At 36.1% G+C, this 7343-nt stretch carries 8 protein-coding genes; all 8 read left to right on the top strand.

What is annotated here, in order from left to right; all coding sequences use genetic code 11:
* Nucleotides 1-309 (top strand): hypothetical protein (locus AC06OU_RS17550; protein ID WP_475857488.1); only part of this gene is annotated, 309 nt, incomplete at its 5' end.
* Nucleotides 310-529: 220 nt separating this feature from the next.
* A complete protein-coding gene (locus AC06OU_RS17555) occupies nucleotides 530-1594 on the top strand; it encodes a glycosyltransferase family 4 protein (RefSeq protein ID WP_169358790.1) in 1065 nt (354 codons plus the stop codon).
* Between the two features lie 96 nt (nucleotides 1595-1690).
* Nucleotides 1691-2806, top strand: coding sequence for a DegT/DnrJ/EryC1/StrS family aminotransferase (locus tag AC06OU_RS17560; RefSeq protein WP_475857491.1), 1116 nt, complete (start codon nucleotides 1691-1693; stop codon nucleotides 2804-2806).
* 77 nt (nucleotides 2807-2883) lie between these two features.
* A complete protein-coding gene (locus tag AC06OU_RS17565; protein WP_475857492.1) occupies nucleotides 2884-3624 on the top strand; it encodes a hypothetical protein in 741 nt (246 codons plus the stop codon).
* Nucleotides 3599-3820: a hypothetical protein gene (locus AC06OU_RS17570; protein ID WP_475857493.1), complete on the top strand. Its 222-nt coding sequence runs from the start codon at nucleotides 3599-3601 to the stop codon at nucleotides 3818-3820. The genes AC06OU_RS17565 and AC06OU_RS17570 overlap by 26 nt, the downstream gene beginning before the upstream one ends.
* A 29-nt stretch (nucleotides 3821-3849) precedes the next feature.
* Complete coding sequence (locus tag AC06OU_RS17575) at nucleotides 3850-5166, top strand: nucleotide sugar dehydrogenase (RefSeq protein WP_475857495.1); 1317 nt, start codon at nucleotides 3850-3852, stop codon at nucleotides 5164-5166.
* A 14-nt stretch (nucleotides 5167-5180) separates the two neighbouring features.
* Nucleotides 5181-5912, top strand: a complete 732-nt coding sequence (locus AC06OU_RS17580) for an acyltransferase (RefSeq protein WP_475857496.1) — start codon at nucleotides 5181-5183, stop codon at nucleotides 5910-5912.
* Entirely contained in the window at nucleotides 5913-7328 is a 1416-nt protein-coding gene (locus tag AC06OU_RS17585; protein WP_475857498.1) for a lipopolysaccharide biosynthesis protein, read from the top strand.
* The last annotated feature ends 15 nt before the right edge of the window (nucleotides 7329-7343 follow it).

The following is a 7343-nucleotide window of genomic DNA, read 5'->3' on the forward strand; positions in this document are numbered from 1 at the left end:
GCAAAGGTTTTTGAGAAGATTGAACAGGATTCCATAGTTCAAGACGGCAAAGATATTGTACTAGCATCCTCTATAATTCAATCAAATAACAATTTATATTTTCCAGCTTTTATGCGAATTAACATCAAGGAAAATGGTAAGGTAGTAGGGGCATATATGATTCAAGAGGAAGATGAAAGCTTTAATCTGTTGCCTTTGGAGACCTTGTTAGAGGAACCGGAGATGCAAGAAATGCTTCCCTTCAAGTACCGTACTTTAGAAAAGATTGAGGGAGACAGTTTACAAGTGAACTGGCCTGAATTCTCATAATATAGTACTAGAAAAAATAAAGCTTTTTACAAGAATAGAAAGGACTGATTTTTGCTCATACTAAAGCGAAAAGTCAGTCTTTTCTTTCTTTATATTAAATTTGGTTACAAAGCTAGTTTTATAGTATAATCATTAATTGAAGAAACTTTCATGTCGTTAGTTCGTCTATTTTGTAGAACCTAGCGGCTAAAAAGAAAATAAAAAAACAAGGATGATATTTTTGGATATAAAATTACTTCTTGCTTTTATCATATCTATGGCCACGGCAATCGCAGTTACCCCTTTAGTAATTAAGTTTGCACATATAATTGGGGCTGTGGATAAACCTTCTGAAAGAAAAGTTCATCAAAAAGTGATGCCTCGCTTAGGCGGACTTGCAATTTTTATAGCAGTAACAGTTGGTTATTTCGTTGCGGGATTGTATGAAGCAAAGATTACTGGAATTATTGTAGGTGCTCTGATTATTATCGTGCTTGGTATTATAGACGATAAATATGAGATCTCTGCAAAAATTAAGTTATTAGGTCAAATATTAGCAGCTTGCGCTGTTATGGGTAGTGGGTTAACAATTGAAGTTTTAAATATTCCTTTTTTAGGTGTATTTGAACTTGGTATTTTCTCTTATATAGTAACACTGTTTTGGATTCTAGCTATTACGAACGCTATCAACTTAATTGATGGATTAGATGGCTTATCAGCTGGAATATCATCAATCGTATTTGCAAGTATCGCATTTTTAGCATTTTCTGCTGATAAAATGTTAATACTTACATTGTCTCTTATCTTACTAGGGAGTACGCTTGGGTTTTTATTTCATAATTTCCACCCAGCAAAAATCTTTATGGGTGATACAGGGTCCATGTTCCTTGGATACGCTATTGCCGTCCTTTCGTTATTAGGACTTTTCAAAAGCGTTACATTATTTAGTTTTGTTGTTCCTATTTTAATCTTAGGAGTACCAATTTTTGATACTTCCTTCGCTATAATTCGACGGTTAGTTAATCGTAAGCCGATATCGGTGGCAGATAAGTCTCATTTGCATCATAGATTGCTTGCACTTGGCTTGTCTCATCGTGATACCGTATTAGTAATATATGGTTTCGGTTTGATATTTAGTATATCAGCGATTACATTTGAGACACTAACTTTACGTTGGGCAATTTTTATTATTTTATTTATATTAATTGCATTTGAAATCGTTGCTGAGAAAATTGGGTTAGTGAATGATGAATATCGACCAATTATTTCTGTTTTTCAAAAAGTTGTTGGGTATAAGCGTAATTAGCCCTCTAGTATGTAGATAAAAACTATCTAGACCACTTTAAAAGGTGGGTTGCGCTTTTCATATATTAAATAATTCATATAGGGTTGGTGTAAACAAATGAAAGTACCAATGTTAGATTTATCGGAACAATATGCATCGCTAAAAACAGAAGTTTTAGAAGCGTTAGACGGAGTTATGAGTAGCTCTGTTTTCATTCTAGGAAGCAATGTTAAAAAACTAGAAGCGGATATTGCCGAATATAGCCATGTGGCACATGGGATTGGTTGTGGGAATGGTAGTGATGCAATTCATATTGCATTACAAGCAGCAGGTATAGGTGCTGGAGATGAAGTAATTACAACTCCATTTACATTCTTTGCTACTGGTGGGGCAATCGTCAGAGCCGGTGCAACACCTGTTTATTGTGATATCGACCCTGTTTCTTTCAATATAGATCCAGCTGAGATAGAAAAGCATATTACGGACAAAACGAAAGCTATTATTCCAGTTCACTTATACGGTCAAATGGCTGATATGGTGAGCATTCGTAAAATTGCGGACAAGCATAATCTAATTGTTATTGAGGATGCTGCTCAAGCAATTGGAGCTAAACAAGGTGACTTTACTGTTGGTGAATTAGGAGATGCTGCGACTTATAGCTTCTTCCCAACTAAAAACCTTGGAGCTTACGGTGATGGCGGTATGGTCGTTACTAATAATGATGATATTGCAGAGAAATCTCGTGTTATTCGTGTACACGGTAGTAAACCGAAATATTATCATGCTGTGCTTGGTTATAATAGCCGACTGGACGAGCTTCAAGCTGCAGTATTGAATGTCAAGTTCCCTCATTTAGACACTTGGAGTGAGCAACGTAGAGCGCATGCCGATCTTTACACTCAATTGTTAAATGAAAAGGTTGGAGAACACATTAAGACTCCTGTTAAAGTAGAAGGTTTCCATCATGTATTCCACCAATATACTATTTTGACAGAGCGTCGAGATGAGCTTCAAGCTTATTTAAAAGAAAATGGAGTAGATACAATGATTTATTATCCACTACCATTACATATCCAACCGGTATTTGAAAGCTTAGGGTATAAACTAGGAGATTTCCCGAATGCAGAAAAAGCTGCAAACGAGGCACTTTCTTTACCAATGTTCCCAGAGCTTAAAGAAGAACAGCAGCAATTCGTTGTAGAAAAAATTGCAGCATTCTTTGCTAGTAAATAATGATTTAAAAGTAAAGGGAGACGTTTTGTTACGTTTCCCTTTAACTACCTTATGAATGGGTATAAAGGAGAAGAGATATGTCAGAAAATAAATCGTATCGATTATATGACTCTCTAGAATTTTTCTGGAGGAAAAAGATTTGGTTCATCATCATCCCGGTTGTTGCAGCTTTAATAGGTTTTGGTGCATCCTTTTTAGTGCCATCAGATGGGAAGTATGTAGCAAAAAGCACAGTCTTTACTGGATCTGTAAAGTTAGAGGCTCTAACTAATCCTGATCATATCATGACTCAGTATGGAAAACATTTTACAGGGAAAACAGAAGTCTTTGTCCCAACTAGAAGTTACATAAAAACAGAGACATATGGAGATACTGAAGAGCAAGTAATGAACGAATTAAATCAGTTTAATGATCAATTATTAGCTGGATTAATGAACCAACATGACAAAGTAATCGGTGGTACCGAAAAATATGCAAGCATTCAAGCAGAGCGTATTGAAACACTAAAAACCACAATAGAAGATTATAAAAAAGTATTAATTGAATCTGATAATGTTACGGTAATAAACAACTTTACTACCTTATTATCTGCAGCTGAAATGGATTTAACAAATGCTTTGGCTACGGAACAAAGAGTAAGAAATGACGTCATTGCTTATGAAAAACCAAGCGTTGCTGGAGAAACCAGAGTAGCTCAAACAAAAACATATGGAACAGAAGGAGCAATTGCAGGGTTCATCCTAGGAATCCTATTAGCAATCCTTTCCCTATCGATGTGGAAGTATCTAATCGATGCAAGAAACTATAGAAAAGCGTAAGCACCTATGCCTGTCGGGCAAGGTGCAGGAGCTAGACAAGAAAAGCGTAAGCACCTATGTCTGCCCCGACAGGCAAATGGAGAAAAGTGAGGAGGCAGCTCCTCAGATACCGCTTGTCCCATTTTGCGCTCGAAAGAAAATTGAAGTACCAAAACATGAAACATTTATTGATAAGATGGTGTCTTTACTTGAGTAAAACAGCACCAATTAAAAGGAGAGTATAAAATGTCTACATATTATGAAGAATTATTAGCGAAAATTGAAAACCACACTGCAGTTATTGGGGTAGTTGGTTTAGGTTATGTTGGTTTACCACTTGCAGTTGAAAAAGCTAAAGCAGGTTATAAAGTAATAGGATTTGATGTACAAGAGTCAAAAGTTCAACAAGTAAACGAAGGAATTAACTATATCGGTGATGTTGTAGACGTAGATTTAAAAGAAATGGTTGAGTCAGGTCATTTAACAGCTTCTACTGATTACGGTTCAATTAGTGCAGTAGATGCCGTTGCTATTTGTGTACCAACTCCATTAGACATTTATCAACAGCCTGATACTTCTTATGTTGAAAGCTCTGTAAATGAAATTGCTAAATATGCTAAAAAAGGTACACTAGTAGTTCTTGAGTCCACAACTTATCCAGGTACAACGGAAGAAATTATTAAAAAAGCATTAGAAGATAAAGGATTTGTAACAGGAGAAGATATTTTCATCGCTTACTCACCTGAACGAATTGATCCAGGTAATAAAAGCTTCAATACAAAAAATACACCAAAGGTAGTTGGTGGGATCACAGAAAAATGTACAACAGTAGCTGCTGCAATGTACAGCAATGTATTAGAAGGTGACGTGCATAAGGTTTCTAGTCCGGCTATCGCTGAGATGGAGAAAATTTTCGAAAACACTTTCCGTCACATTAACATCGCTCTAGCTAACGAAATGGCTATTCTTTGTGAGAAAATGGGAATTGATGTTTGGGAAGTAATCGATGCTGCAAAAACAAAACCATATGGCTTTATGGCATTCTACCCAGGCCCAGGATTAGGCGGTCACTGTATTCCAATCGACCCATTCTACTTAACTTGGAAAGCTAGAGAATACAATTACCACACTCGCTTAATCGAGCTTGCTGGTGAGATTAACAATACGATGCCTGAGTATGTAATTACTCGTGCAATGCAAATTTTAAATGATGAAGGTAAAGCGTTAAGAAATGCAAATGTTGTACTTTTAGGTGTAGCTTACAAAAAAGATATCGATGATATGCGCGAATCTCCATCTTTAAAATTAGTAGAACTATTAATGCAACAAGGTGCTAACTTCAAAACGGTTGATCCACATGTAACTACATTTAGAGCTGCGGGAGAAACACATGAAACTGTCGAATTAACAGACGAGGTGTTAGATTCAGCAGACCTAGTTATCCTAGCTACTGATCATACTGGCTTTGACTATGCTCATATTGCACAAAAATCAAAAGTTATTTTTGACACTCGTAATGCGTTTAAAGGAATTGAAACTCCAAATCGCTATATTAAATTATAAGGGCGGGATACAAGATGAATTTTATACATGAAACTGCTGAGTTAGGCGAGAAAACGACAGTTGGACACTTTTCTGTTATAGAAGAAGGAGCAAAGATTGGCGATAACGTTCGCATAGGCAATCGTGTAACAATTCACGCTGGTACCATCATTGGTGATGGTACCACCATCGATGATGGTGCCGTAGTAGGCAAACAGCCTAAGCCTGCCAAAACAAGCACAATGCAAATCACAAAAGAAATTCCTCCTTTAGAGCTTGGTAAGGAATGTACAATTGGAGCTAATACAATTGTATATAGAGGAGCAAAAGTCGGAGAGAGTACGTTAATTGCTGACTTAGCAACGGTTCGAGAAGATGTTGAAATTGGCTCTTTTGTTATCATTGGTCGCAATGTTACAGTTGAGAACTTTGTAACAATCGGTAACCGAACTAAAATCCAATCGAATTCATATATCACTGCTCATTCTACTTTAGAAGATCATGTATTTATCGCACCATGTGTGACAACTACAAATGATAACTATATGGGTAGAACGGAAGCACGCTTCGACAAGATTAAAGGAGCTATTGTTAAACGTGGAGCTCGTGTAGGTGGAGCGTCTATTATTCTACCTGGTATAACAATAGCAGAAGAAACATTTGTAGCAGCTGGAGCAATTGTAACGAAGGATACAGAAGAGAAAACTGTTATAAAAGGTTTCCCAGCAAAATTCTTGAAAAATGTACCTGAGGAGGAGCTTCTTTAAGTGTTCTCTCAGTTAAAACGTTTAGGAGCGGATTCGCTCCTTTATGCATTTATGAACGTAGGTACTAAACTAATCGCATTTATATTATTCCCTTTATATGCACATTATCTTGAAAAAGAATCGCTAGTGGGAATGCTACAGATGGTAGATACTACTGTATCTATGCTTACTTTCCTCGTAATATTTGGTACTGATTCCGCGTTAGCTTATTATTACTTTGAATACAAAGATAAAGAAACGCGGGAAAAGTACGTTCGCTCGGTTATGACGTTTCGTTTATCAATAGTTATCTTGTTATTTGCAGTATTTTTAATCGGGGGAGATTGGCTGTCTGCTCTTATATTAGAATCCGCGGGCTATTCTCAACTATTTTATATTGCACTAGGTACGTTATGCTTAGATACCATTATTACACTAGTCTTAACTATTTTAAGATATGAGTTCCATACGAAGAGAGTAGTCTTTACTACAATCGGTAAAATGCTATTAATAGCAGTAGTTTCTGTCCTTTTCTTAATGTTTGTATGGACTTCATTAGAAGGGATACTAGTAGCTCGCTTAGTCAGCGTAGCTATTATCGTCTTAGTGTTAATAAAGCCTGTTCGGGTTTATTTGAAGCCACTGTACGATAAAGCTATTTTAAAGAAAATCTTAGTTTACGCTGCTCCCCTAGTGCCTGCCTCTTTAGCCTTTTGGATCATAGCGAATGCCAACAACTTTTTTATACGGGCATATGGAACATTAGATGATGTAGGTATTTATGGGACCGCTATTAAGTTTGCAACCTTTATAACTCTTTTGACGAGCGGTATACAACTAGCGTGGAGACCATTCTCTATGTCTTTAAAAGACAAAAAGGATAGTCCACAATTATTTGCCACATTATATGCGGCATTTTTAATCATTGGTAGCTTTGGAGTTTTAGCTTTAGCGACATTTATGCCGTGGATTATTTTAGTAATGCCAGATAACTTTAGAATTGCATTTCAATATGTTGCACCTATTTCAATCGCAACATTTTTAAGCTTTTACTATATGATTGTTTCTACTGGAATATTTTATTCTAAACAAACAAAACATATTTCTATAGCATTTGGGATAGCTGCAATTGTATCAGTTGCATTGAATTTTATTTTTGTACCTTACCTCAATATATGGGGAACTGTTATTCCGTATATAGCAGCCTATTGTATCGCTTTATTTATGGTATTCCGTAAAAGACAAAAGCTATATTATGTACCTTTCTCAGGTGTAAAAATGGGTTGGACAATCTTTTGGCTAATAGCTGCAACTCTTGGAATTGTATATATTCAATTACACGATTTAAATAGCTGGCTAATCTTAGGAGTATGGTTTGTATTCATTCTTCTAGTCCTACTTGTTCGTATGGATAAGTATTTTGTAAAAAGAAAGTAATGGGGGATAGGCATG

The sequence above is a fragment of the Psychrobacillus sp. genome (assembly GCF_056205495.1).

What these genes read in the sequence shown, in the direction of transcription:
- AC06OU_RS17560 (WP_475857491.1), top strand. Translation starts at nt 1,691, where the DNA reads ATGAAAGTACCAATGTTAGATTTATCGGAACAATATGCATCGCTAAAA.
- AC06OU_RS17565 (WP_475857492.1), top strand. Translation starts at nt 2,884, where the DNA reads ATGTCAGAAAATAAATCGTATCGATTATATGACTCTCTAGAATTTTTC.
- AC06OU_RS17570 (WP_475857493.1), top strand. Translation starts at nt 3,599, where the DNA reads ATGCAAGAAACTATAGAAAAGCGTAAGCACCTATGCCTGTCGGGCAAG.
- AC06OU_RS17575 (WP_475857495.1), top strand. Translation starts at nt 3,850, where the DNA reads ATGTCTACATATTATGAAGAATTATTAGCGAAAATTGAAAACCACACT.
- AC06OU_RS17580 (WP_475857496.1), top strand. Translation starts at nt 5,181, where the DNA reads ATGAATTTTATACATGAAACTGCTGAGTTAGGCGAGAAAACGACAGTT.